Consider the following 21,366-nt stretch of genomic DNA (forward strand, 5'->3'; position numbering starts at 1 on the left):
GTGGTGCCCCCCGGTTCGGGCGCCCCGAGACTGGCCGCGCTTCTCACCCGGGAGCGCGGCCTTTTCTCGTGCGCCGCTGGGCGCGTCATGCAACGATCTTGCTGTCGCGCATGGCGGCGATGGTGGCGTCATCGTAGCCCGCCTCGCGCAGGATCTGCGCGCTGTGCTCGCCGACCGCAGGCGCCTTGCGCGGCTTCACCTTGGTCGCGCCGTCGACGAAGAACGGGCTGTCGATGGTCAGCATCTGATCGTCCTCGAACGGGATCAGCACGCCGGCATCCTGCATCTGCCGGTCGGCCGACAGATCGCCCATCTCGGCGACGCATTCGAACACGATACCGGCCGCATCGAGCCGCGAACGCCACTCGTCGCGGTCGCGGGTCGCGAACGCAGCGTCGAACAAGGCGATCAGCTCCGCCGAGCGGGCGAAGCGATCGGCCTGTTTGGTGAACCTGATGTCGTCGAGCAGATGGTCGAGGCCGAGGCATTTCGCGACGATCGGCCAGTCGCGCTGCTCGTTGACGATCGCGAGCAGCAGCCAGCGGCCGTCGCGGCAACGGTAGTAGCAGCCGAGCGCGTTGAACAGGTTCTCGCGCGGCGGGCGCGGCGTGAACGTTGCCCCACACAGCGCTGCCTGCGCCATGATGCCGTTCGACCAGACGCCGTTGGCCAGCAGCGAGGAGCCGACCTGGGTGCCGCGTCCGGTGCGCTCGCGCTGATACAGCGCCACCGCGACGGCCGCGAACAGCGAAACGCCCGACGGATGGTCGCCCATCCCTGCGAGAGCCCGCGCCGGCGGTGTGCTGGCGTCGCTCCGCACCATGTCCATCAGGCCCGAACGCGCCCAATAGGCGGTGACGTCGAAGCCGGGCTTGCCGGCCTCGCTACCGGTTTCGCCATAGCCGGTGAACGAGGCGTAGATCAGCCGATCGTTCATCGCGGCGAGCCGCTCGTAGCCGATCGCAAGCTTTCTGCGCACGGCGAGCGGATAGTTGGTGATGAACACGTCGGCGGTCGCGACGAGGCGGTGCAGCACGGCCTGGCCCTCGGGCTTCGACAGATCGAGCGCGAGGCCGCGCTTGTTGCGGTTGTCGAGGAGCCAGCCATAGGGCTGATCGGACCTCGGCATGCCCGGCAGCTTCGGCACCTGGCGGAACGCGTCGCCGGCGCCGGGCGGCTCGATCTTGATCACATCGGCGCCGAAATCTCCCAATAGCGTTGCCGCCGTCGGAGCGGCGATGAAGCTGCCACAATCGATGACCTTCAAACCCTCGAAGATGCTCATGTGAGTCCGTCTCCCCTGCCGTTCCGCGCCCCCAGCACGTGCAGCAGCGCGACTTGGGTATCGTCGCGCTCGCGTTCCATTTGCGGGATCGGCGTCCGGCCGAACGACGCGGCGGCCTGATCGATGATGCGGCGTTGCAGCGTCTCGTCGAGCTCGACTTGCGGGATCAGCTTGAACGACGCGGCCATGTTCTTGCCGAGGTGCTGGAAGAACGATTCCAGCCCTTTCGGCCCGCCGCCCATGTGGAACGAGCTGAACGGCCCGTTCACGGCCCAGCGCAGGCCGATCGAGTTCGTGACGATGTCGTCGAGCTCATCGACGGTGACGACGCCTTCCTGCACGAGGTAGCAGGCCTCGCGCATGATCGCGCGCTGCAGCCGGTTGGCGACGAAGCCCTGGATCTCCTTCTTGAGCACGCGCGGTACCTTGCCGAGCGCCTCGTAGAACGCGACCGCGTCGGCGGTCGCCTTCGGGTCGGTGCGTTCGCCCGGAACCACCTCGACCAACGGGATCAAATGCGGCGGATTGAAGGGATGGCCGACGAGCAGCCGGCTTGCATCCTTCATCTCGCGCGCCTGCTCGGTGGCCGGTCGCGCCGAGCTCGACGACAGCAGCAGGGCATGTTTCGGCACCGCGGCCTCGATCCGCGCCCAGAGCTTCTGTTTCCATTCAGGGTTCTCCGGACCGTTTTCCTGCACGAGGTCGGCGCCGGCGACGGCGCGGGCGAGGTCCGGCTCGAAGGTCAGATTGCGCTCCAACCCCTCGTGCGGCAGCCCGAGCTTGAGCAGCGTCGGTGCGATCTTGATTAGCGCGGCCTTGACCACGGCCTCGATGTCCGGCTGCGGGTCGTTGATCACGACATTAAGCCCGTGGGCGAGAAACAGTGCCGCCCAGGAGGAGCCGATGACACCGGCTCCGATGACGCACACATTGCGATAGCGGTTGAGTATGGCGGCGCGATCTGCGGACGATGGCATGGTTTCCTCCGAGGCGCCGGCTTACCGCGGCTGATCGAGATAGTTGTAGCAGCGCTTGGCGCGGGACAGCGTCAGGTCGGTCATGATGTGGCTGCACGCGACGATCTCGCGCACCGGAAAATCGGCCATCGGCGCCAATGCGTGCGCGAACAGCTCGAGCCGCGCCGGGCCGGTCCAGGCACCCTTGACGGTGATGTCGGTGATCTCGGATCTCAGTAGCTCGCAGATCCGCGGCTCGCCTGCCGGCTTCGGACTGTCATAGGTCCAGAGGATCTTCAGCATGAAGGTCGGCACGCAGATCTCGGCCTTTGCCTTCTCGAGGTCCATCGCGCGGTGCTTGTAGCCCATCGTCGCGGTGGCCACGCGCAGGCTGCCATAATCCATGGTGCCGACCAGCGTATCGGAATCGACATAGAGCTTCGGCTTGCCGATCACCTTGGGATAGCCGCTGATTTCGCGGCCCGACGCCAGCGCCGGCAGGTTATCGAGATACATCGCGTGAAGGTACTCACCTTTCTCGTCGCCATAGCGCACCTGGACCGCCTGGCCGCACTCGGTGTAGTCGCCGAGACCGGAGGTGTCGGGCATCCGCATGATTTCCCATCGGACCAGCGGATCGTCGATCTCCAGCGGTTCGGGAACGACGGCGCGCAACGCCTCGATGTCGGTGCGATACAGGATGTTCAGATATTCGCGGTTGTTGAACCGAAACGGCCCGCGGGGAAATGCCGGTGCACCGATCGGCGTCGTCAGTTGCTTGAGAACGTCTTCCCGTCGCATCCGCTCCTCCCTTGATAACTCTTGCCGCGGCCCGTGTGGGCCTCCGACTGGGTGTCGGTTGTCGAGCAAGGCATCGCGAGCGTAGCGATCTCGCTGACTTGAGAAAGGTGCGATTGGACCGCTGACCGGGTGACTTCCGGACGCGCGATGCGGCACGTGCAGGACCGTCAGCACGCGATCGTTGCGTCATGCACGCGATCGGGCTTACGTTCGAAGCTAGGACAATCGCGAGGGAGGGGCGTGCGGAATGCTGGGGACATGCGGTCGCCATGGCTAGGCAAAACCCGCAGGCAGGCGAACTGCCGAGCCGAACGTTACCCGGTTTCTCGCAGCGTATTTTCCCGCCCCATTCGATCGCGGCCATCGCCGCCGAGCTGCGCGAGCAGGGAATTGATCCATCCGCGGTGCTCGATGGGACCAGGCTTAACCTCGCCCAACTCGAGTCGCATACGACACGAATATCCTATCGACAGCTCGATACGGTGATTCGCAACGCGCTGCGACTATCGAAAGATCCCGCCATCGCGCTGCGCTCCGGCGCGCGCATGCATGTCACCGCCTATGGCATGTACGGATATGCGCTGCTGAGCAGCGCAACGCATGCGGAGGCTCGCGACTTCGCGGTCCGATACATAAGAGTGGTCGGCCCATTCTGCGATTTCGGTCTCGCATATGAGGGCGCGACTGTTGCGGCGACCTTCCAGCCGATGCACTGGCCGAACCCGACCGAGAGCGTGCATCGCTTCGCGGTGGAGTTCGCATTGGCTGCGCACCTCACCACCATCCGCGACCGCTCCGGCCAGGGGTTCGGATTTACGCGGGTGACGCTGGACTATGCGCCGCCGTCGTCCACCGCGGCCTATCGGACCCTGTTCGAATGCCCGGTTTTCTTCAGCCAGCATCATTGCGGATACGAATACGCCCGCAATGACGGTCCGCGCGCGCTCGCGAACCCGCGGACCCACGCCATGGCGCGGGAGATGTGCGAGGAGATCCTTGGCGAGGTGAATCGCGCCGGCGGGGTTGCCGCCGATATCCGCAGGATCCTGATCCAGGAGCCGGGCAGCTATCCGAGCATCGAGGCGATCGCGGAACAGCTGGAGATCTATCCCCGCGCGCTGCGGCGCAGGCTCGAGGCAGAGGGAACCTCATATCGCGACCTGCTTGCTGAAGTGCGGATGCGGCTCGCCATCGAGTATCTGCGCAAGACGCGCATGACCAATGAGGAGATCGCGAGCCGGCTGGGCTATAGCGACGCGGCGAACTTCCGCCACGCCTTCGCGCGCTGGACCGGCAGGAATCCGTCCGAGTTCCGCGACGACCAGGGTCTTTGACTCCGGGATATATCTATTGGGTTACTTCGCCTGACCTGTCCGTAGTTCACCGGCAAATTGGTTCAATCGAACCTTTTGCGCGGCCGATGCAGGCGTATGCTGATCGCCGTGGTTGCGATCGCATCGCGTTCTCCCAACCTGGACCGCCTTCAATCGGCGGTCTTTCTTTTTGCCGATTTTGTCCGGAATTCACCTTCAAACGCGATCAATCGAACCTTCCGCTCCCCGGTTCGCCTTTATAGCCTTTGGTTGGTCGGCAGCCCCAGCTTGCGAGGAACCGGGACTGCGGCGCTGGAAAACAGGCGTGGAAGGCGGACGAAGGACGATCGTGTATCACCCGTCACCAAATCTCCTGCAGTGTCTCTATTCGCCGCAGCGGATCGCTGCAGTTGTTGACGTCCTGGCCGAGGACGGAATTTCCGCGTCCCGTGTGCTGGGTGGCGCCAACCTAAGGAGCTCCGACCTCAGGGACTCCGCCGTGCGCGTGTCCTATCAGCAGGTCGAAACGGTCTTTCGCAATGCGATGCGGCTGTCGCAGGACCCGGCGATCGCGTTTCGGGCCGGAGAGCGAATGCATGTCATGGCCTATGGCATGTATGGCTACGCCATGCTGAGCAGCCCGACCCGGGCCGAAGTCATCGACTTCGCGGCCAAGTACGGCCGCATCCTTGGAACGGTCGCCGACATCGGCTTCTCCCGCAAGGACGACACCGCAAGCTATCTGCTCGACCCTCTGCTGTCGCGCGATCCGGCCGACGATGTCTATCGGTTCGCGCTCGAGTTCGCCTTTGCGACGTATCAGACGCTGAGCCGCGATGTGTATGGCGGCTCGTTCCGCTTCTCGAAGCTGAGCGCGGCCTACGCGGCACCGCCGCACGCCGAGACCTATGACCGTATCTTCCAGTGTCCCGTCGAGTTCGACCAGCGAAAGAACGTGCTGGAGTTCGACGCGGCCTGGATCGACCATCCGGCGGTCTGTCCCGACGAGACCACCAAGGTGATGGCGGGCCGAATGTATGACCAGCTCCTCGATCACGTCGAGCAGGACGACGGCCTCGCCGCCGACATCAGGCGACGACTCGTCGAGCATCCCGGCCGGTTTCCGAGCATCGAGGCGATGGCGGCGACGCTCTCGATTCATCCGCGCACGTTGCGCCGCCGGCTGCAATTGCAGCAGAGAACGTATCGACAGATTGTCTCCGAGGTCCGCATGCAGCTTGCGGTCGGCTATCTGCGCAACACGCAAATGACCAATGACGAGATCGCTGCGCGGCTCGACTACAGCGACGCTGCGAACTTCCGCCACGCCTTCGTGCGCTGGACCGGAAAGAGCCCGTCGGACTTCCGCAATGGTGGTGCGTCACGCGTCGCCGCACGCGCGCAAGATTCATTGGCGGATGTCCCAAACTAACCGCGCAAGCGGGCCAATTGCACCTTTTACTGATCTGACCTGCTCGATAGCGTTTTGAGACTAAGAAGATGCAGGCTTGCGCAATCGGATCCGATGGAGCCGATCGTCGAGCGAGGCAGCGATCAAGAAAAGCGATCAAGAAAAATGACGGGTCGTGCGGAACGCACTGCGTGATCCGGGAGGGGACATTCTGACATGAATACGGCCGTTGACCGTGCAGCACCGCCGTCTCAACTCCTGCTCGCGCTCGAAGTGCGCGGGATCTGGGAGCTGCAGGCGTTCTTCGCAAGCTATCCGTTGCTCCGGCGCGCGCCGCGCGGCGACGGACATCCGGTGCTGGTGTTGCCGGGGCTCTCCGCCAGCGACGTCTCGACGCGACCGTTGCGCGCCTATTTGAAGGCGCAAGGCTATGCGGTGCATGGCTGGAAGCTTGGGTCCAACCGCGGACCGCGGCCCGGCGTCGAGGATGCGATGGATGCGAGGCTCGCCGAGCTCGCCGAGCGATACGGGCGCAAGGTCAGCCTGGTCGGATGGAGCCTCGGCGGCGTGTTCGCGCGCGAAATGGCGCGCAGGGCGCCCGATCTGGTGCGCCAGGTGATCACGCTCGGCAGTCCGTTCGCCAACGAGCCGAAGGCGAGCAATGCGTGGCGCCTCTACGAGGTCCTGAGCGAGCGCCGGGTCGACGACTGGCCCGACAGGGACACCATGAAGCTGCCGCCGCCAGTGCCGAGCACGGCGATCTATTCGCGCACCGACGGCATTGTCTCGTGGTGGGGTTGCCGCGAGCAGCATGCCGAGCGGACCCAGAACATCGAGGTCGAAGGCAGTCATTGCGGGCTCGGACACAATCCGGCCGCCCTCTACGCGATCGCGGATCGGCTCGCGCTCGGGGAGGGGGAATGGTCGCCGTTCGACCGCAGCGGTCTCCGCAGCATGGTGTATCCCGATCCCGATCGCGAAGAGGACAGCCTGGCCCTGTTTCGGTCGCGTTCGTCCGCGGCCTGACGCGCCATCCGTTCGACGGCGTCCTGCCGCCGTCAGCCAAGCACCAGAGGGAGGACATCCATGGGGACCGACGACAATCAATCCGGCGCAGCCGGCATGGGCGCGATGCCGTGGCTCGGGGATCTGAAGAAGATGGCGGAAAAATTCGCGCTGCCCGGGCTCGATGTCGCCGCGCTGATCGAGTGGCAGCGCAAGGACATGGAGGCGTTGGCGGAAGCGAACCGCCAGGCCTATGAGGGCATCCAGGCGCTGGTCACAAGGCGCAACGAGATCCTGCAGGAGACGCTCGCGCAATGGCAGGCGGCGATGAAGGATCTCGCTGGCGGCGAAGCCGTGACGAAGCAGGCGGAGACCGCCAAGCAGCAGGTCGAGAAGGCGGTCGCGAATTTCCGCGAGCTTTCGCAGATGGAAGCACAAGCGCGCAACAACGCCTGGAAGGTCATGCAGGACCGCATGCAGGAGAACCTCGCAAACCTTCAGAAGCTGCTGCAGCCGAAATAGCGTCGCGCGTCTGACGCGCCAACCATCGGGGGAAGCCATGAGTCTGGCCAAGTTGCAGGACTTGACGGGCCGCGTCGCGCTCGTCACGGGCGGGTCGAGAGGCCTCGGCCTTCAGATCGCCGAGGTGCTTGGCGAACTCGGCGCCAAGGTCGCGATCACCGCGCGCAAGCGCGATGAGCTCGATGCCGCGGCCGCCCACCTCAAAGGGTTGGAGATCGAGGCCCTGCCTGTGGTCTGCGACATGGGCAGGCTGGAGACCATTCCGCCGATGATCGAACAGGTCGTGGCCGCGCTCGGCCCGATCGACATTCTCGTCAACAATGCCGGCACCTCATGGGGCGCTCCGACGATCGAGCATACGATCGAAGGCTGGAACAAGGTGATCAACCTGAATGTGACCGCGATCTTCATCGCCACCCAGGAAGTCGGCCGTCGTTGCATGGTGCCGCGGCGAAGCGGCAAGGTGATCAACATCGCGTCGATCCAGGGTCTGACCGGCTGCTATCCGGAAGGAACGCCGACGCTGGCCTACAACGCGAGCAAGGGCGCGGTCGTCAACTTGACCCGCACGCTCGCCAATGAATGGGCTCCGCTCGGCATCAACGTCAACGCGATCGCGCCGGGCTACTTCCCGACCAAGATGACCGCACAGCTCGACCAGGGCGCCACCGCGCATATGGCGCCGATGAATCGCGGGGGCGGCCCCGAAGACCTCAAGGGCGTGGCCGCGCTGCTCGCCTCCGACGCCTGCGCATTCATCACCGGCCAGACCATTGCGGTCGACGGCGGCGTGACCGCCGTCTGATCTGAGAGACCATTGAAGGGAGAGTGCTCATGAACAACATGCCCTGGATCCGATCCTATCCCGACGGCGTGCGCTGGGACATCGAGATCGCTTCCGGACCCGTGCAGAAGATCCTTGGCGACGCCGTCGCCAATTGGCCGACGCGTCCCGCCATCGATTTCATGGGCAAGCGGATCACCTATGGCGAACTCGGGCGGCTCACCGACCGCGTGGCCAAGGGTCTGCAGCTCCTCGGCGTCAAGCCGGGCGTCCATGTCGGCCTCTATCTGCCCAACACCCCGCACTACGTCATCGCGTTCTTCGGCGTGCTCAAGGCCGGCGGCACCGCCGTCAACTATTCGCCGCTCGACGCGGCCAAGGTGCTCGAGCACAAGATCGAGGACAGCCGCACCGACATCCTGATCACGCTCGACATGGCTTCGCTCTATCCGCAGATGGCGGCGATGCTGGGCAAGACCAGGCTGAAGAAGCTGGTGGTCGGTACGCTCGGCGAGATCACCGCCGATCCCGACAAGGTCATCAACGAGATGAAGGCGGCCAAGCAGCTGAGTGAGGTGACGTGGGATGACCGACACGTCAGCTTCGGCCAGTTGATCCACAATGACGGCGCCTACCAGGCCTATCCGATCGATGATCCCAGCGAAACGATCGCCGTGCTGCAATATACCGGCGGAACGACGGGGCTGCCGAAGGGGGCGATGCTCACCCACGCCAATCTGACCAGCGCCTGCCAGCAGTACCGCGCCACGACGGCCGGCTCGCCGCCGGTGCTGGTCGAGGGGCAGGAACGCTTCCTCGCCGTTCTGCCGCCGTTCCACATTTACGCACTCTCCGTGAACGTGCTGTTCGGTGTCCTGATGGGCGCGGAGATCATCCAGCATGTGCGCTTCGATCCGCAAGCGGCGCTCGAGGAAATTTCGACGAAGTCGGTCAGCGTGTTCTGCGGGGTGCCGACCATGTTCACCGCGCTGATCAACCATCCGGAGACGCCGAAGCACAGCCTGCGCACACTGAAATATTGCGGATCCGGCGGTGCGCCGCTGCCGCTCGAGGTCGCGCAGCAATTCGCGTCGATCACGGGCTGCAACCTGAGCGAAGGCTGGGGCATGACCGAGACCTCGCCGAGCGGCACCTTCACGCCGGCGCAGCACGGCGCGATGCGCAAGGCCGGCTCCTGCGGCATGCCGATGCCCGGCATCGTGATCAAGTTCCTCAACGTCGACGACGGCAGCGGATACGTTCCGCTCGGAGAGCGCGGCGAGATCTGCATTCAGGGCCCGAATGTGATGAAGGGTTACTGGAACAAGCCCGACGCCACCGCCGAGGTCACGACCGCTGACGGCTACCTGCGCACCGGCGACGTCGGCTACATGGACGAGGACGGCTTCATCTTCATCGTCGACCGCACCAAGGACATGCTCCTGTGCAGCGGATACAACGTCTATCCGCGCGTCCTCGAAGAGGCGATCTACAAATATCCGGCGGTCGAGGAAGTCGCCGTCATCGGCATCCACGACGAGTATCGCGGCCAGTCACCGAAGGCCTTCATCAAGCTGAAGGCGGACGCCAAGCCGTTCAAGCTCGAGGAGCTGCAGGCCTTCCTCAAGGACAAGCTCGGCAAGCACGAGATGGTTCAGGCGCTCGAAATCCGCGCCGAGCTGCCGAAGACCGCGGTCGGCAAGCTCTCGAAGAAGGAATTGTACGACGAGGAGGAACGCCGGGCCCGGGCGCAGGCATGAGATTGCCTGCGTGAACCGGCTGAGGTCGGCGGCGGCGGAAAGGCGATAACCGGCCCCGGACCGTCAGCCGATTTCAGGCCCTGACTGCAACGCGATGGTCGCGGCGCAAGGCATCGCCCGCGATCGTCAGGTACGGCGACCGCCGCCACATCGCTACGGGAGGAAAGAATGGACCAACTCAGCAGCATGGATGCATCGTTCCTGCATCTCGAAACGCCGGAAACGCCGATGCATGTCGGCAGCCTGATGATCTTCGATCTCCCTGAAGGTTACCAGGGCGACTATTACGAGGACGTCAAGGAGATGCTCGGCAAGCGCCTGCATCTCTCAGGATTGCTGCATCGCAAGCTGGCGCAGATGCCATTTCAGCTCGCCGAACCGGTCTGGATCGAGGACGACGATATCGATCTCGACTACCATGTCCGCACCGTCACATTGCGTCGACCGGGAACCATGGCGCAGCTCGAGCAACTGGTTGCGCGGTTGCACGCTTCGCTGCTCGATCGCAGCCGCCCGCTGTGGGAGATGTATGTCATCGATGGCCTCGAGAACGGCCAGGTCGCGTTCTACACCAAGGCCCATCATAGCGGCGTCGACGGCAAGGCCGGTGTCGAGCTGGCCAAGGTGCTCTATGACGTCACGCCGAAGATGCGCGAGGTGCCGCCGCCGCGGCGCAAGCGCACCACGGGGCAATACCAGCTCGGCGTAACCGAGCTGTTGCAGGCGGCCGCCAACAATGCGGCCCAGCAATATCGCAAGCTCGCGGAGCTATTGCCAACCGCAGCCAAGGCACTCGGCACCGCCGCCAGCGTCGTCGCCAGCCAGCGGTCGCAGAAGGGAGAGCGCTCGCTCAGCCTCGGACTGGCGCCGAAGACGATCTTCAACGACTCCATCACCAATCAGCGTTCCTACAGCACGATGTCGTTGCCGCTCACCGACATCAAGGCCTTGGGCAAGCGCGTCGGCGGCACGGTCAACACCATCGTCATGGCGATGTGCAGCATCGCGCTGCAACGCTTCCTGGCCGAGCGCGGCCTGTTGCCCAAGGAGGCGCTGATCGCGATGGTGCCGGTCAGCCTGCGTGCGGAGGGCGACAAGGCGATGAACAACCAGGTCTCGGCGGTGCGCGTCGACCTGGCGACCGACATCGACGATCTGCCGACCCGCTTCAAGGCGATCCACGCCTCGTCCGAGGCCGCCAAGGCGGTCGTGCGGGAGCTCAAGCCGGTGCTCGGTGTCGACGTGCCGATCACGGGGTCGCCGTGGCTGATGACCGGGCTGGCCTCGCTGCTTGGCCGCTCCAATCTCGCAAGCCGCATGCCGGCGGCGGGCAATGTGCTGATCTCCAACGTGCCGGGGCCGGGGCAAAACCTCTACATGGCCGGCGCACGGATGGTGCACTACTTCCCGGTCTCGATCCCCTATCACGGCAGCGCGCTGAACATCACGGTGCACAGCTATGCCGGCCTGCTCGAGTTCGGTCTCACCGCGTGCCGGCGCGTGCTGTCGCAGGACGAGTCCTACGAGATGATCGAGCATCTGCGAGCCGCGCTGCGCGAGATCGAGGCCCTGCCGCCGGTCGAGGCCGAGATCGTCGAGCTGAAGACGCCGGCTGCGGCACAGCCGAAGACGCCGTCCGCGCCGGCGGCGTCAGTGACGGTCATACAGCCGGACGAGGCGCCGCCGGTCGCCGCGAACGACAAGGCGAGCCGGGCCAGCTAGGTCCGCGCAGCTCGACACATCACTTCGCCTGCGCGGGTCGGCGACCACCGTCTTCCGCTCGGCATCGGAATCAAAGAACATTTGGAGGAAACCAGAATGCACCCGCCTGGAGCAAGCAAGGGATCGCTGTCGGTACTGGAAAGCCCGGCGCACAAGTCCCTGTTCTCGAAGATCGATTGGCGCCTGATACCGCTTCTGCTGCTCGCCTATATGGTCGCCTATCTCGACCGCATCAATATCGGCTATGCGCAGCTGCAGATGAAGCAGACCCTGCCGTTCGACGATGCGGTCTACGGTCTCGGCGCGGGCATCTTCTTCGTCGGTTATTTCCTGTTCGAAGTGCCGAGCAACCTGCTCCTGGAGAAGATCGGCGCCCGCAAGACGCTACTGCGCATCATGGTGCTGTGGGGCCTCGCCGCGACCGCCATGATGTTCGTGTCGACACCAATGCAGTTCTACATCGTGCGGTTCCTGCTCGGCCTGTTCGAGGCCGGCTTCTTCCCCGGTGTCATCCTGTACTTTACCTACTGGTATCCCTCGGTCCGGCGCGGGCAGGTGATCGCGATCTTCATGTCAGCGACAACAATCGTGTCGGTCATCGCCGGCCCGCTGTGCGGCTCGATCCTGAAATATTTCGACGGCGTCAGCGGCCTTCATGGCTGGCAGTGGCTATTCCTTGTGCAGGGACTGCCGGCGCTGATCCTTGGCATCCTCGTCTACGCCCTGCTCGAGGACAGGCCCGAGCAGGCCGCCTGGCTCTCGAAGGATGAGAAAGCCCTGCTCGAGGACTCCTTCCAGCACGATGAGAAGGATGTCGAGAGCGAGCCCGCGGGGACGTTCGGGCAGATGCTGAAGGACCCCAAGGTCTATGTGCTGTCGTTCGTCTACCTGCTCCTGCTCGGCGCGACCTACACGATGGTGTTCTGGCTGCCGACGCTGATCCAAAGCTGGGGCGTCAAGGACCTGTTCCTGGTCGGCGTGTATGCCGCGATCCCGAATGCCGCCGGCGTCATCGGCATGATCCTGATCGGCCGTCATTCGGACAAGTGGCACGAGCGCCGATGGCACTATGCCGCTTGCGTCGGCATCGCCGCGCTCGGCCTGTTCATCACCACGCTGCTGCAGGGCAACCTCGTCGGATCGATCCTTGCGCTGTCCTTTGCGGTGATCGGAATTGCGTCGGCGACGCCGCTGTTCTTCGCGCTGACCAGCGAATATCTCTCCACCGGCGCAGCCGCCGGCGGGCTCGCGCTGATCAGCAGCCTCGGAAATCTCGGTCCGGCCATCAGTCCCTCGATCAATGGCCTGATCGTGCGAAGCACCGGCGACAACATCTATAGCATGTACTTCGTCATGGCGCTCTACGTGATGTCCGGCTTGCTGTTGCTGTTCTCGGTGCGACCCGCGCCGAGTGCGCGGCTGGCGATGGCGTGACGAGGATCCGCGTGACCCGGCCCGCAGGTCGGAGCCGGGTCGCGCGAAGCTGCGGTCCATCAGAACGTTGCTGGTGACGACGATGATATCGGGACGAATGCGATGAGGATTGTTCTGGTCGGGCCGCCGGGAGCCGGCAAGGGAACGCAGGCGAGGCGTCTCGTCGAGGAGTACGGCGTCCCGCACCTCTCCACTGGAGACATGCTGCGCGCCGCAGTCGAGGCGGAAACCGGCATCGGACGGAAGGTCAAGGAAACCATGGCGAATGGCGGGCTGGTTCCGGATCAGCTCGTCATCGCCGCGGTGATCGAGCGCATCTCGCAGGCGGATGCCGCGCGCGGCTTTGTGCTCGACGGATTTCCGCGAACGATGGCTCAGGCGGTCAGCTTCGACGATCTCCTCGATACCGAAGGCCTCGCCCTCGATCATGTCGTCGAGCTGAAGGCCGACCAGAACGTGTTGCTGGATCGAATCGTGACGCGAGCCCGCGAAGCGCGCGAGCAGGGCGGCGCGGTGCGCCCCGACGACAACCACGAGACGCTCAAGGCACGCATCCACGCCTACAACGAACAGACGGCGCCGCTGGTCGACTATTATCGCTCGCGCAACATCCTGCGGAGCGTCGATGGGCTGCAGCCGGTCGAAGTGGTCGCCTCCGACGTGTTCAGGGCGATCGGGCAAGGCCGATCGGTGATCTGATGCCGACCCTCCATCTCGACCCACAATCCCGACGGCCCGGCGACTCGACCGGATCGAGGTGCTGGAACCGCTGCGCGGGTCACTGGGCGAGGTGAGGGAAACGGCCGATCAGTTCGAGCAGGCCCAGGCGCTGCTGCGGGCGATCGAACGGTTTGCCGGCACGCATGCCGCGGATCGCAACAGCGCGGGCACGCCCGCCGATCTGGCCCGTCGCGACGACCGCCACCTGGTGCGCCGAAGGCTTGTTGCCCGCGCCCTCCGCGGACCGCGCAGAACTGTCCTGGCAGCGAAAGGAGCGGCCTCATGTCGGTGAGCGGAAATGAAGGTCAGTGCGCGCTCGTGACCGGCGCGTCGGGCGGCATCGGGCTCGAGCTCGCGCGCGTGCTCGCGGCGAACCGGTTCAGTCTCGTGCTGCTGGCGCGCAGCCGCGACAAGCTGCAGGATCTTGCCCGCGAGCTCAAGGCCGATCATGGCACCAAGGTCACCATCGTTACCGCCGATCTGAGCGAGCCGGCGGCGCCGCAGGCGGTGTTCGATTCGCTGAAGGACGCCGGCGTGCAGGTCGACCTGCTGGTGAACAATGCCGGGCTGTTGTTCGAGGGCCGCTTCAGCGCGATCGGCCTCGACGACCAGTTGCGGCTGTTGCAGGTTAACATCGTGGCCATGACGGCGTTGACCCGCCTCTTCCTCGGGCCCATGCTTGAGCGTAACAGCGGACGGATCCTGAACGTCGCGTCGGTCGCGGCGTTCATGCCGGTGCCGAACCTCGCCGTCTATGCCGCGTCCAAGGCCTATGTGCTGTCGTTCGGTGAGGCACTGTCCCAGGAACTGAGCGGCAGCAAGATCACGCTGACGACGCTGTGCCCGGGCGTGACGGACACCGGAATGGTCCATGGCACCAATCTCGGCAACATGCCGAGCATGATGATCATGGATGCGAAGACCGTCGCGCAGGAGGGCTATCGCGCCTGCATGGCGGGAAAGCCGGTTCATGTCGCGGGACTTGCCAATGAGTTGGCCGTGCAGTGGATCAAGTATCAGCCGAGCTGGCTGTTGCGCGCCATCGGCGGTGTCTTTGGCAAGACTGCGACGCCCGGTTGACGGACGCGCGCTTGCCGGCGAATGCACAGTTGCAGGAGCACAGTTCTTGACCATCAATAGCGGACGTTAGCCATGGGACGCGACGCGCAAACCGTCAAACCACCTTCGCTCGCCCTGCTGGCCGCAGAAGGGCGCGGCCTGCTCGACATTCCGGCGCTGCTTGCGGTGGCGGCGCCGCTGCTGGCGACCGCACCGCGCGGACAGCGCCATCCGGTCATGGTGCTGCCCGGGTTGGGCGCCGACGACCGGTCGACGCTGGCGATTCGCTCGTTCCTCGAGTTCCTCGGTTACCAGGTCCATGGCTGGGGCCGCGGCCGCAATGTGCGCGCGCCGGACGCCGACCTGTCCGCAGTGGCTGCTCGCGTCGTCGAACTCGAGAAGCAGGGGGGTGCGAAGGTCAGCCTGGTCGGCTGGAGCCGCGGCGGCATCATCGCGCGCGAGGTCGCACGCCAGACGCCCGAGGCGGTGCGGATGGTCGTCACGCTCGGCAGTCCGTTCGCGGCGCCAGGCGCGAGCAATGTCCGCGCAATCTGGCGGCTCTTGACCGGCCAGCCATACCAGCCGCCGACTGCCGAGCGGATCAGTCGCCTGGCGCAGCCGATTCCGGTGCCGGCGACATCGATCTACACCCGCACCGACGGCGTGGTGGCGTGGCGCGCGTGTCTGGAGCAGGAGGGGGACGAGCGGGAAAACGTCGAGGTGAATACGACGCATCTCGGGCTTGGCTTTCACGCGCCGGCGCTTTGGGTAATCGCCGACCGTCTCGCCCAGCCGCCCGGCAGCTGGAAGCCGTTTCGTCCGCCGCCGCAGGTCGCGCTCTGGTTTCCCGCAACGACGCGTCGCGATTAAGTCGTGAAAGCGTAGCTTGCCTGAGTTTTATCGCACACCGCTTCCCGGCGATCGCATTTCGCTGACCATCATCCGCAGCAGCTCCATCGCGGCGGGCGGCAATGTGCGTCCCTGGCGCGAGACCACGTGGGTGCGGCCACGATGCAGCAGGGCGTTCTTCATCGGCAGCGCCACCACCTTGGCGGCATCCGCCTCCGTCATCGCAAGCCGCGACACCAGCGCATAGCCGAGGCCGGCGGTCACGTAATGGGCCAGCGCGTCGAACGAGGCCGTCGTGAAAGCGAAGTTGAGGCGGACGCCTTCGCTGATCTCGGCGGCCTGGATGTGCTGGCGCAGGCCGTAATTGGGATGCATCGCGGCGCCCGGGTAGGGCGCGAGGTCGGCGAGCTTGAGCGGCCGACCGAGTTGGATCAGCGGATGCCCGCGCGGCACCATGGCCTTGATCGGGTGCGGCTGCGAATGATGCGAGCGCAGGCGATCGTCGCGCGGCGGATTGAACAGGATGCCGATATGCGCGCGTTCTGTCACGACCTGCTGGACGATCTCATCCGTGCTTCCGATGTCGAGGCTGATCGTGATCTTCGGGTGGGTTTCCATGAAGCGGCACAGGCTGGTCTTGGCCAGCCAGTCGACATAACCTTCGCCGGTCACGAGGTCGATGTGGCCGGTCTCGACCTTGCGGATGCTGTCCATCTGCGCGAGCAGCACCTGCCGCTCGCTCTGCTGGCGGTGCAGATAGGCGGCCAGCAGTTGGCCCGCGTCGGTCGGCGCAACGCCGCGGCCACGCCTTTCGAGCAGCCGCGCGCCGTATTCCTGCTCGAGCAGGCCCAGCGCCCGGCTGACCGCCGAGGCATCCATGCCGAGCGCGCCCGCGGCTCCGCGCACAGAGCCGCTGTTAAGCACCTGCATGAAATAATGCAGTCGGCGCGGCTCCAGCTTGGTGTTCATCGGCACAGCCCTGGTCATTGCAGATAGCGCAACGAATATTCAATCGTGCGGCTATTTATGCAAGGACGTCGTGACGGGGCCGGACAAGGGGCGAGTGCTGGGAGTTCGGGATTGGCAGTCCCGGCTACGCCGGTTCGCTAATCCTGGCCGGCTTCGATGAACTTCTTCGCCGTCAGTTCTGGGTTGGTCAGCAGCACTTCGTGACTTCTCTCTCGATGCCGACCAGGCGGAATACGCCGAGCCCGCGATCCAGGCAGACTACCGGCTTCCTCGCCGCCTTTGCACGCCCTTTGTTTTTGCAGGTGGCGCGCTCGTGACGCGATGTTGCTCCAACTCCAAATTGGCTTCGACATGCTCGGCGAGCTTGACCGCGAGGTCACCATTGGCCGCAAGTCGCGCAAGCAGCTGCGACAATTGCTTGAACTCCTCGCGCGTCAGCATGCCGAACAGCGCATCGTTGATCGGCCGCTGCAGGGCGGCCAGCCGCGCCAGGCAGTTCACGCCCTGCTCGGTGACGGCAAGCTGCACGCGCCGTCCGTCGCTTGGATGCGGGTGCTTCTCGATCAGTCCATCCGACACCAGCTTGTTGACCTCGTTGGTGACGAACGCGCCGCTCAGGCGCAGCCAGTCGGCGAGCTGGTTGATCCCCATCGGCTCGTCGGATTTGAAATGCGTGATGGCGATCAGGATCAGGTACTGGGTCGGCGACAGGCCGGCATAGCCTGCAAATTTGGCGCGCGCCGCCTCCAGGCTGCGGCCGAATGCGAAGAAATCGTAGAGCAGGGCGCGAAGGGTTCGGTCGCCGTCCTTGTCGAGCAGCTCCGGTTTTGACGCTGTCAGAAGCGCATCAAGCACCGCAATCCCTCCCGTTCTCATTGATTCTCTTAGCTTATCAGCAAACCACGCGCGACGTCCGCCAGCAAGTGTTGACAGATCAAGATAGCTTTGTTAGAAAGCTAGTTATAGAACATAAATGGGAATGGACAAGCGAGGCGGGCGTCCCATGGAGGACCGTGCATTCAGGCGTGCATTGGGAGAATTCGCGACCGGCGTTGCGGTGGTGACCGCGCGCGGCAAAGGCAAAGAGCTCATCGGCATGACCATGAGCTCCTTCAATTCCGTCTCGCTCGATCCGCCGCTCGTCCTGTTCAGCGTCGACCGCAAGGCGCGTAGCCTGCCCGCGATGCTCGAAGCCAAGGGCTTTGCCATCAACATCCTCGCGCGCGACCAGGAGCAGATCTCCAACCAGTTCGCGCGTGCGCTCTCCAACAAATGGGACCAGGTCAAGACGTCGGTCGGCCACGCCGAGGCACCGCTGATCTCGGGCGCATTGGCGCATTTCGAATGCGCACCCTACGGACATTATGACGGCGGCGACCACGTCATCTTCGTCGTCCGCGTCGTCCGCCACACCACCCGCAGCGAGGCGACTGCGCCATTGATCTTCTTTCGCGGCCGCTATCGCGATCTCGTCGATGAAACCGAGCGCGAGCCGACCTGGCCGCTTCCCATTCATTACTAGCTTCGAACCGGAGAACCGCGATGCGTAGTGCAAACGAATATTTGTCGGGCCTGAAGGACGGCCGGACCATTTACATCAACGGCACCTCGGTGAGCGATGTGACGGCACACCATGGCTTCCGCAATCTGGCCGGCTCCATGGCTGGCCTGTTCGACTTCGCGAGCGCGCCGGAGAACGCGGATCTGATGACGTTCGACACCGACGCCGGCCGCGCCAACCGCATCTGGCAGCTTCCCGCCTCCTACGCTGAGCTCGTGGAACGGCGCAAGGCGCTCGAGGCCTGGGCGGCGCTCCATGCGGGCTTCATGGGTCGCGCTCCCGACCACGTCGCGTCCTGCATCTCCGGCCTCTACATGGGTCTCGACGTATTCAAGGACTATGACCCGGCACGTGCCGGCGCGCTCGAAAGCTACTACCGCTACGCGCGCGACGAGGATCTCTACCTCACCTACGTCATCATCAATCCGCAGGCGGACCGTTCGAAGGGCGCAGCTGAGCAGGCGGACCCGTTCCTCACTGCGGGCGTCGTCGACCGCGATGCAGAGGGCATCACGATCCGCGGAGCCAAGATGCTGGCGACCGGCGGCGTCGTCGCCGACGAGGTCTTCGTCACGACCATCCAGCCGATGCGTCCGGGCGAGGAGCGTTATGCGATGTCCTTCGCCATCCCGATGAACACGAAGGGCCTGAAGATGTTGTCGCGCAAGTCCTACGAGGATGCCGCGGGCGCCGTGTTCGACAATCCGCTGTCCAGCCGCTTCGACGAGAACGACTCCGTTCTCTATTTCGACGACGTGAAGGTGCCGTGGGACCGCGTCTTCGTCGAGGGCAATGTCGAGATGTGCCAGAAGCAGTTCCACGCCACGCCTTGCCACGTCTACCAGAACTACCAGGCGATGGTGCGGCTCAGCGTGAAACTCAAGTTCCTGACCGGCCTTGCCCATCGCACCGCCGAGATGAACGGCGTCACCCAGTTCCCGCAAGTGCGCGAGATGCTGGGCCAGCTCGCGGCCGAGACCGGCATGGTGGACGCGCTGGTCGCGGCCATGGAGGCGAAGGGCAAGCAGGTCGGTCCCTATTTCATTCCGGACCGGCACACGCTCTATTCCGCGCAGGTCCTGACGCAGCAGCTCTACTCGCACATTCTCTCCACACTGCGTGAGCTCGCCGGTGGTGGCATGATCATGCTGCCCTCGTCGGTTGCCGATTTCGGCAATCCAGAGATCGCCGCGCTGATCGGCAAGACGCAGCAGTCGCCGAAGGCGAACTCGCACGAGCGGGTGAAGTTCTACAAGCTCGCCTGGGATGCTGTCGGCTCCGAGTTCGGCTCGCGCCACCAGCAATACGAGATGTTCTACGCCGGCGCGACCTTCGTCACCAAGGGGCACTCCTATCGCACTTACGACTGGGCCGGCGCCGACCGGCTGGTGCAGAACATGCTCGATTCCTACGACCTCAACGGCGTCTCGGCCACCAGCAAGGCCGCCTGAACCAGGGAGACAACCCATGCCTGTCAACAAGAAGCACGACGAATTCTACACGCTCGACATGAACACCGGCTGGGAAGTGCCCGCGGGCTATCCGGCTGGCATCCAGCAGAAGATCCTCTCGGGCGGGCTCGACGAGGAGAACCGGCGCGGCACGCGCACCCGGCTGCTTCGCTTTGCGCCGGGCGTCTACACCACGGCGCCGTTTTCCCACGAGTATTGGGAAGAGGTCTATCTGGTCTCGGGCGATCTGATCGTCGGCAATGACGAAAAGGGGGAGGGCGGCAAGAGCTTCCCGCCGAACACCTACGCCTGCCGTCCGCCACATGCGGCGCACGGACCGTTCAAATCCGTCAACGGCTGCCTGCTGATGGAAATCCACTACTTCGATCCGGTGTAACGGCAGGCCGCGCGCGCCGCGCATTCACTCGAACTGCAAAGATCAGACAAAGAGGGGGAGTCATGAAGTTGAGGATCAGCTTGTCTGCGGTTGCAACCGCGATTGGTCTCGTTGCCGCGGCGCCTGCGGTCGCCCAGGAGAAGCCTGCCACGTTGGGGCTCGGTATCTTCACGTTCACGTCCGGTCCCGCCGCGGCCTACGGCATGCCCGGCAAGAACGCGGCTGACCTGATGATCGACGAGATCAACGCCAAGGGCGGCATCGCCGGCGTGCCGGTCAGTGCGGTCTATGTCGACGAGGCGCAGGGTGCTCAGGGCGTCATTGCGGAATACCGCCGCCTCGCCAGCGAGCCCAAGAACCAGGTGATGGTGGCTGCGCTGTCGAGCGCCAATTGCCTGGCGCTGGCGCCGCTCGCGGAGCAGCTCGAGGTCCCGACCGTCGGCTGGAACTGCGATACGCATCAGCTCCTGATCGATGGCAAGAGCAAATACGTGTTCCGTCCCAACGGCAACACGATCCCGGAGTTCATCGCCTATGCGGTCTATCTTCTGGAGCGCAAGCCGGACGTGAAGACGGTTGCGATCATCAACCCGGACTATGCGTTCGGCCATGATGCCGCGAAGATCTTCACCGCGGCGCTGAAGGCGCTGAAGCCGGATGTCGAGGTCGTGGCGGAACTCTATCCGAAGCTCGGCTCGCCGAACTATCAAACCGAGATTTCGCGCCTCACCACGGCGCGCCCGGACGTCGTGTTCTCCAATCTGTGGGGCGCCGACCTCGAAAACTTCGTGCGGCAGGCCACGCCACGCGGGTTGTTCACCTCCAGTCAGGTCATCCTGGCGCTCGGTGAAACCGTGCTGCAACGCGTTCCGCTGCCGAACGGCGTGATCGTCGGCGTGCTCGGCGACGGCTGGTGGATGTCGCCCGACGCCAAGGCCAATGTGGAGACCGCGAAGTTCGCGGCCGCCTACAAGCAGCGCTTCGGCGAGTACCCGGTGTTCCCGTCGATCAAGATGGCCAACGCGCTGATCTATGTCAGGGCCGCCTATCAGGCCGCGATGCAGAAGAACGGCGGCAAATGGCCGACGCGCGCGGAAATCGCCGAGGCGATGAAGGGCAGCAATGTCACGACGCTGACCGGCACGACGCAGACCCGCGCGGACAATGACGGGCTGGTCGACCAGATCGTCGGCGTCACCATGAAGTCCGAGGGGCGTCCGTTCCCCCTGATCGGCGACATGGCCCGCTACAAGGGCGATAGCCTGATGCCGCAGCCGGGACAGGATCCGATCGCGTGGATCTCAACGCTGAAGCCGGAGTTTGCGAAATCCCTGCCGAAGCCGGGAAGCTACAAGTAGGCGGCCCGT

Annotated in this window: 21 protein-coding genes; 15 read left to right on the top strand and 6 right to left on the bottom strand. The window is 64.6% G+C overall.

Features of this window, described 5'->3' with window-relative positions:
* Positions 1–85: 85 nt before the first annotated feature.
* Genes ACFFWD_RS41340 through ACFFWD_RS41350 form a run of 3 tightly spaced genes read right to left on the bottom strand, consistent with a single transcriptional unit; the run spans position 86 to position 3,042 of the window.
* Positions 86–1,285, bottom strand: coding sequence for a CaiB/BaiF CoA transferase family protein (locus tag ACFFWD_RS41340; RefSeq protein WP_376975148.1), 1,200 nt, complete (start codon positions 1,283–1,285; stop codon positions 86–88).
* Positions 1,282–2,262, bottom strand: a complete 981-nt coding sequence (locus ACFFWD_RS41345; RefSeq protein ID WP_376975149.1) for a 3-hydroxyacyl-CoA dehydrogenase NAD-binding domain-containing protein — start codon at positions 2,260–2,262, stop codon at positions 1,282–1,284. Before ACFFWD_RS41345 ends, ACFFWD_RS41340 begins: the two co-directional genes overlap by 4 nt.
* 21 nt (positions 2,263–2,283) lie before the next feature.
* On the bottom strand, positions 2,284–3,042 hold the full coding sequence (locus ACFFWD_RS41350; RefSeq protein ID WP_376975150.1) for an acetoacetate decarboxylase: 759 nt from the start codon (positions 3,040–3,042) through the stop codon (positions 2,284–2,286).
* A 269-nt stretch (positions 3,043–3,311) separates the two neighbouring features.
* Between ACFFWD_RS41350 and ACFFWD_RS41355 the strand changes: the two genes are divergently transcribed.
* The 9 genes from ACFFWD_RS41355 to ACFFWD_RS41395 all read left to right on the top strand — a co-directional run bounded on the left by ACFFWD_RS41355 (position 3,312) and on the right by ACFFWD_RS41395 (position 13,692).
* Positions 3,312–4,376, top strand: a complete 1,065-nt coding sequence (locus ACFFWD_RS41355; protein WP_376975151.1) for an AraC family transcriptional regulator — start codon at positions 3,312–3,314, stop codon at positions 4,374–4,376.
* Positions 4,377–4,704: 328 nt separating this feature from the next.
* On the top strand, positions 4,705–5,787 hold the full coding sequence (locus ACFFWD_RS41360; RefSeq protein WP_376975152.1) for an AraC family transcriptional regulator: 1,083 nt from the start codon (positions 4,705–4,707) through the stop codon (positions 5,785–5,787).
* Positions 5,788–5,982: 195 nt separating this feature from the next.
* Positions 5,983–6,792, top strand: coding sequence for an esterase/lipase family protein (locus ACFFWD_RS41365; protein ID WP_376975153.1), 810 nt, complete (start codon positions 5,983–5,985; stop codon positions 6,790–6,792).
* A 60-nt stretch (positions 6,793–6,852) separates the two neighbouring features.
* Positions 6,853–7,293 carry a TIGR01841 family phasin gene (phaP, locus tag ACFFWD_RS41370; RefSeq protein WP_376975154.1) on the top strand — a complete coding sequence of 147 codons (441 nt, stop codon included), beginning with the start codon at positions 6,853–6,855 and terminating at the stop codon, positions 7,291–7,293.
* 37 nt (positions 7,294–7,330) lie between these two features.
* Positions 7,331–8,098: an SDR family oxidoreductase gene (locus tag ACFFWD_RS41375; RefSeq protein WP_376975155.1), complete on the top strand. Its 768-nt coding sequence runs from the start codon at positions 7,331–7,333 to the stop codon at positions 8,096–8,098.
* A 29-nt stretch (positions 8,099–8,127) separates the two neighbouring features.
* Positions 8,128–9,837, top strand: coding sequence for a long-chain-fatty-acid--CoA ligase (locus ACFFWD_RS41380; protein WP_376975156.1), 1,710 nt, complete (start codon positions 8,128–8,130; stop codon positions 9,835–9,837).
* A 168-nt stretch (positions 9,838–10,005) separates the two neighbouring features.
* Positions 10,006–11,559, top strand: a complete 1,554-nt coding sequence (locus tag ACFFWD_RS41385) for a WS/DGAT/MGAT family O-acyltransferase (RefSeq protein WP_376975157.1) — start codon at positions 10,006–10,008, stop codon at positions 11,557–11,559.
* 96 nt (positions 11,560–11,655) lie between these two features.
* A complete protein-coding gene (locus ACFFWD_RS41390; RefSeq protein ID WP_376975158.1) occupies positions 11,656–12,993 on the top strand; it encodes an MFS transporter in 1,338 nt (445 codons plus the stop codon).
* A gap of 102 nt (positions 12,994–13,095) precedes the next feature.
* Positions 13,096–13,692: an adenylate kinase gene (locus tag ACFFWD_RS41395; RefSeq protein ID WP_376975159.1), complete on the top strand. Its 597-nt coding sequence runs from the start codon at positions 13,096–13,098 to the stop codon at positions 13,690–13,692.
* A gap of 79 nt (positions 13,693–13,771) precedes the next feature.
* Here ACFFWD_RS41395 and ACFFWD_RS41400 read toward each other — a convergent pair whose 3' ends face one another.
* The gene (locus ACFFWD_RS41400) at positions 13,772–13,918 is read right to left on the bottom strand and encodes a hypothetical protein (protein WP_376975160.1); all 147 of its coding nucleotides are present in this window, start codon (positions 13,916–13,918) and stop codon (positions 13,772–13,774) included.
* 77 nt (positions 13,919–13,995) lie between these two features.
* On the opposite strand from ACFFWD_RS41400, the gene ACFFWD_RS41405 reads away from it, so the two are divergent.
* Positions 13,996–14,793 carry an SDR family NAD(P)-dependent oxidoreductase gene (locus ACFFWD_RS41405; protein WP_376975161.1) on the top strand — a complete coding sequence of 266 codons (798 nt, stop codon included), beginning with the start codon at positions 13,996–13,998 and terminating at the stop codon, positions 14,791–14,793.
* Positions 14,794–14,865: 72 nt separating this feature from the next.
* Positions 14,866–15,642 (top strand): esterase/lipase family protein, encoded by a 777-nt coding sequence (locus ACFFWD_RS41410; protein WP_376975162.1) that lies wholly within the window; start codon positions 14,866–14,868, stop codon positions 15,640–15,642.
* Positions 15,643–15,669: 27 nt separating this feature from the next.
* On the opposite strand, the gene ACFFWD_RS41415 is transcribed toward ACFFWD_RS41410, so the two are convergent.
* Positions 15,670–16,590 (bottom strand): LysR family transcriptional regulator, encoded by a 921-nt coding sequence (locus ACFFWD_RS41415; RefSeq protein ID WP_376975163.1) that lies wholly within the window; start codon positions 16,588–16,590, stop codon positions 15,670–15,672.
* A gap of 258 nt (positions 16,591–16,848) precedes the next feature.
* Positions 16,849–17,445 carry a MarR family winged helix-turn-helix transcriptional regulator gene (locus ACFFWD_RS41420; RefSeq protein WP_376975164.1) on the bottom strand — a complete coding sequence of 199 codons (597 nt, stop codon included), beginning with the start codon at positions 17,443–17,445 and terminating at the stop codon, positions 16,849–16,851.
* 148 nt (positions 17,446–17,593) lie between these two features.
* On the opposite strand from ACFFWD_RS41420, the gene ACFFWD_RS41425 reads away from it, so the two are divergent.
* The 4 genes from ACFFWD_RS41425 (at position 17,594) to ACFFWD_RS41440 (ending at position 21,357) form a co-directional block, all read left to right on the top strand.
* On the top strand, positions 17,594–18,112 hold the full coding sequence (locus ACFFWD_RS41425) for a flavin reductase family protein (protein WP_376975165.1): 519 nt from the start codon (positions 17,594–17,596) through the stop codon (positions 18,110–18,112).
* 20 nt (positions 18,113–18,132) lie between these two features.
* Positions 18,133–19,602 (top strand): 4-hydroxyphenylacetate 3-hydroxylase family protein, encoded by a 1,470-nt coding sequence (locus tag ACFFWD_RS41430; RefSeq protein ID WP_376975166.1) that lies wholly within the window; start codon positions 18,133–18,135, stop codon positions 19,600–19,602.
* A 16-nt stretch (positions 19,603–19,618) separates the two neighbouring features.
* On the top strand, positions 19,619–19,999 hold the full coding sequence (locus tag ACFFWD_RS41435; RefSeq protein ID WP_376975167.1) for a cupin domain-containing protein: 381 nt from the start codon (positions 19,619–19,621) through the stop codon (positions 19,997–19,999).
* A 62-nt stretch (positions 20,000–20,061) separates the two neighbouring features.
* Positions 20,062–21,357: an ABC transporter substrate-binding protein gene (locus ACFFWD_RS41440; protein ID WP_376975168.1), complete on the top strand. Its 1,296-nt coding sequence runs from the start codon at positions 20,062–20,064 to the stop codon at positions 21,355–21,357.
* Positions 21,358–21,366: the final 9 nt, after the last annotated feature.

The organism is Bradyrhizobium erythrophlei (assembly GCF_042430365.1).
GTDB classification, from domain to species: domain Bacteria; phylum Pseudomonadota; class Alphaproteobacteria; order Rhizobiales; family Xanthobacteraceae; genus Bradyrhizobium; species Bradyrhizobium erythrophlei.

Coding starts and splice junctions, on each gene's coding strand:
- ACFFWD_RS41340 (WP_376975148.1), bottom strand. CDS start 1,285: ATGAGCATCTTCGAGGGTTTGAAGGTCATCGATTGTGGCAGCTTCATC.
- ACFFWD_RS41345 (WP_376975149.1), bottom strand. CDS start 2,262: ATGCCATCGTCCGCAGATCGCGCCGCCATACTCAACCGCTATCGCAAT.
- ACFFWD_RS41350 (WP_376975150.1), bottom strand. CDS start 3,042: ATGCGACGGGAAGACGTTCTCAAGCAACTGACGACGCCGATCGGTGCA.
- ACFFWD_RS41355 (WP_376975151.1), top strand. CDS start 3,312: ATGGCTAGGCAAAACCCGCAGGCAGGCGAACTGCCGAGCCGAACGTTA.
- ACFFWD_RS41365 (WP_376975153.1), top strand. CDS start 5,983: ATGAATACGGCCGTTGACCGTGCAGCACCGCCGTCTCAACTCCTGCTC.
- phaP (WP_376975154.1), top strand. CDS start 6,853: ATGGGGACCGACGACAATCAATCCGGCGCAGCCGGCATGGGCGCGATG.
- ACFFWD_RS41375 (WP_376975155.1), top strand. CDS start 7,331: ATGAGTCTGGCCAAGTTGCAGGACTTGACGGGCCGCGTCGCGCTCGTC.
- ACFFWD_RS41380 (WP_376975156.1), top strand. CDS start 8,128: ATGAACAACATGCCCTGGATCCGATCCTATCCCGACGGCGTGCGCTGG.
- ACFFWD_RS41385 (WP_376975157.1), top strand. CDS start 10,006: ATGGACCAACTCAGCAGCATGGATGCATCGTTCCTGCATCTCGAAACG.
- ACFFWD_RS41390 (WP_376975158.1), top strand. CDS start 11,656: ATGCACCCGCCTGGAGCAAGCAAGGGATCGCTGTCGGTACTGGAAAGC.
- ACFFWD_RS41395 (WP_376975159.1), top strand. CDS start 13,096: ATGAGGATTGTTCTGGTCGGGCCGCCGGGAGCCGGCAAGGGAACGCAG.
- ACFFWD_RS41405 (WP_376975161.1), top strand. CDS start 13,996: ATGTCGGTGAGCGGAAATGAAGGTCAGTGCGCGCTCGTGACCGGCGCG.
- ACFFWD_RS41410 (WP_376975162.1), top strand. CDS start 14,866: ATGGGACGCGACGCGCAAACCGTCAAACCACCTTCGCTCGCCCTGCTG.
- ACFFWD_RS41415 (WP_376975163.1), bottom strand. CDS start 16,590: ATGAACACCAAGCTGGAGCCGCGCCGACTGCATTATTTCATGCAGGTG.
- ACFFWD_RS41425 (WP_376975165.1), top strand. CDS start 17,594: ATGGAGGACCGTGCATTCAGGCGTGCATTGGGAGAATTCGCGACCGGC.
- ACFFWD_RS41430 (WP_376975166.1), top strand. CDS start 18,133: ATGCGTAGTGCAAACGAATATTTGTCGGGCCTGAAGGACGGCCGGACC.
- ACFFWD_RS41435 (WP_376975167.1), top strand. CDS start 19,619: ATGCCTGTCAACAAGAAGCACGACGAATTCTACACGCTCGACATGAAC.
- ACFFWD_RS41440 (WP_376975168.1), top strand. CDS start 20,062: ATGAAGTTGAGGATCAGCTTGTCTGCGGTTGCAACCGCGATTGGTCTC.